At 54.6% G+C, this 3,047-nt stretch carries 1 protein-coding gene; it reads left to right on the forward strand.

Annotated elements, in window-relative coordinates:
* The first annotated feature begins 72 nt into the window (after positions 1-72).
* Positions 73-2,982: a MobF family relaxase gene (mobF, locus tag B2R17_RS00840; RefSeq protein ID WP_286762456.1), complete on the forward strand. Its 2,910-nt coding sequence runs from the start codon at positions 73-75 to the stop codon at positions 2,980-2,982.
* The last annotated feature ends 65 nt before the right edge of the window (positions 2,983-3,047 follow it).

Raw genomic sequence — 3,047 nt, forward strand, 5'->3', positions numbered from 1 at the left:
GCTTAGGGGACAAGCCTATCTAATTTTTACTTCTTCATTTGCCCCTGGGTAAGGTGGTTCATATGGTTCAACATGCTTATCGCAACGCAAGGCACAAACGTCGCTGCAACCCGCCAATACTTTGATCAAGTCTTGACGCAGGGTGACTACTATCTCGGCCAAGAAGTGAACGGTCTGTGGCATGGTCACGGTGCCAATCTACTCGGTCTTGGTATCGGTAGTGATGTCACCAAACAACAGTTCAGCGATCTGCTTCTCGGCAAACATCCAGTCAACGGAACGGACCTAACTCAGCGATCACGGAAAGATCGCCGCCCTGGAATGGACCTGACGTTCTCGGTTCCTAAAAGCGTTTCACTCGCGTGGGCGATCAACGAAGACGAACGCTTGATCGACGCTCTCCGTGAAGCGGTGCGTGAAACGATGGAGTGTGATGTTGAACCGCTGATGCAGCGACGAGTGCGTACTGGTAAGCACGCAAACTCGGAACAGAAAGCAACGACCGGCAAACTGGTCTACGCCGATTTCCTTCACAAGACTTCTCGGCCGGTTGATGGCACCGCCGATCCGCATTTGCATGTCCATGCCTTCGTTATCAACTGGACCGAAGAAAATGGCGTTCACTACGCCGGCCAAATGGGCGAGATCGTTCGGCAACGTCCGAGCCTCCAAGCAAAGTTCGAATCACGCCTGGCAAGCAAGCTTCAAAAAGAACTCGGTTATGCGGTCACTCAAACGCGGTTCACGCAATCGGGAAAGATCAAAGCGGGCTGGGAGATCGATGGCATCGACCGCAAGACGATTGAAAAGTACAGCCGACGTACCGCACAGGTCGAGCAACATGCGAATGAAAATGGGATTCACGGTGCCGCCGAGAAAGGTTCGCTCGGGAAAAAGACTCGTGAGAAGAAGGACAACGGTGCATCCGTTGAGAAATTGCGAGACGAATGGCAATCCCGACTGACGAACCAAGAGAGACTGGCATTCTCTCGTCTGTTGGACGGCAAGCGAATCGATCAGGGGGAAGACGAGCAAAGCCAAGCGATCGCATCGGTGAAGTACGCTCTCGATCATCATCTGTTCCGTCAATCGACCGTCGAGCGACATCAAATTGTCGGGACCGCTCTCGAGCATGCTCTAACAATCAAGCCCGAACAGATCGAAGATGCTCTGAATCAAGTCGACAAGATCGAGCGGTCGATGCCGGATCATGGCTGCGTGCGAGATTTGATTACCACTCGCGAAGTGCTGAATGCAGAAAAACGCTTGATCGACTACGCCCGTGACGGACGTGGGACGCGAAAGGCGATCGGTGATTCAGAACATCAGTTCTCGCGAACGTGGCTGAACGATCAACAGAAGGACGCCGTTCGTCATGTCGTCCGGTCACGCGACGCCGTCATGGCGGTTACGGGTGGCGCGGGAACGGGAAAGTCCTCGTTGATGCAGGAAGCTGCCGAAGCGATCGCGAAATTTGGCAAGACGGTTTACACGTTCGCGCCGAGTACTGGCGCAAAGGAGGTATTGCAGCAAAAGGGTTTCGGAAATGCTCAGACGGTCGAGCATTTGATTCGCAACACAGAGCTTCACGCTGAAGTGCGTGATCAAGTGTTGTGGATCGATGAAGCCGGATTGATGGATGTGCGTTCGATGAATGCCGTATTCAAAATCGCCAAAGAACAAAACGCTCGTGTCATCCTATCGGGCGATACGCGGCAGCACTCATCACCGAGTCGTGGCGAGGCGATGCGATTGCTTGAGCGCGAAGCCGGATTGAACATCGCCCGCGTTGAAGCGATCCAGAGACAAAAAGGCCGCTACAAAGCAGCCGTCGAACTCATCAGCCGTGGCAACGAAGTCGTGAATGCCGAGACCGGGCAAACGGGATTGCTCGCGGGCTTTGACGCACTCGACGCGTTGGGCAAGATCCATGAAATTGACTTGGACGAGAGACATGAGAAGCTCGCCGAAAACTATCTTGCTGCCGAAAAAGCCGGCAAGTCCACGCTTGTCGTCGCACCCACGCACGCGGAAGCGGCGTCGCTGACCGAAAATATTCGGACGTCGCTTCGCGACGAAGGGGCGTTGTCGAACGACGAACGTGAGTTCATTCGATTGAAATCGCTGAACCTGACGAATGCGGAGAAGAGTGAAGCGATCACCTACGCATCCCAGTCCGGTGGGATCGTGCAGTTTCATCAGAACGCAAAAGGTGGTTTCAAGCGGGGATCTCGCTACCGCATCGCGGGGGCAATCGGAAAAGAGGTGTTTATCACGCCCGTCGGTGGTGGTGAAAAGCAAAAGCTTCCCTTGGCAGCATCGGAGCGGTTTGAGGTCTACGCCGAACACAAGATCGCCATCGCTGCCGGCGACAAAATCCGCTTCAGCTTGGGCGGAACAGCCCGAGGTGGAAAGCAACGGATTAGCAACGGGCGGCTGGACGAAGTGAAAGGCTTCGACAAAAGCGGCAATCTAATTTTGAAGAATGGTTGGATTGTCGAACGTGACTACGGGCACATGGATTTGGGGTACGTCATCACCAGTCACGCAAGCCAAGGTAAAGACCGCCACATCGCGATGGCGGCAATGGGTGAGTCATCCCTGCCCGCAATCAACGCGAAACAGTTTTACGTGACAGTCTCACGTGGTAGCGAAGATGTGATGATCTTCGTTAATGACAAGGCAAAGATACGGCAAGCGATCATGCGAAGCGGTGAGCAATTGTCGGCCACCGAAATGATGAAGCAGGCAGCCGATTCACGAGAACAGAAGTCTCCGTCGCCTGAACCAGCTCGCCATCAACAAGATGCCAAGCAAAGCCGGCATGCTTGGCGTTCCTTCCGCGACCGCGTCGTTGGGTGGTGGCGAGGCGAAACACGCGAGCAACAGATATCACCCGACACCCGCCATCGCCCTTTGAATGACCGAGGTCGCACTGTTGCGACCGGCATGATGTTCCCCGAACTCGGAAGGAGTATTTGATCGTGACACGTCCCGCCCAAGCCTTTGCCGACCATCGCGGTGCCAACGTCCATAGCATTGGACCA

The organism is Rhodopirellula sp. UBA1907 (assembly GCF_002337565.1).
GTDB classification, from domain to species: domain Bacteria; phylum Planctomycetota; class Planctomycetia; order Pirellulales; family Pirellulaceae; genus Rhodopirellula; species Rhodopirellula europaea.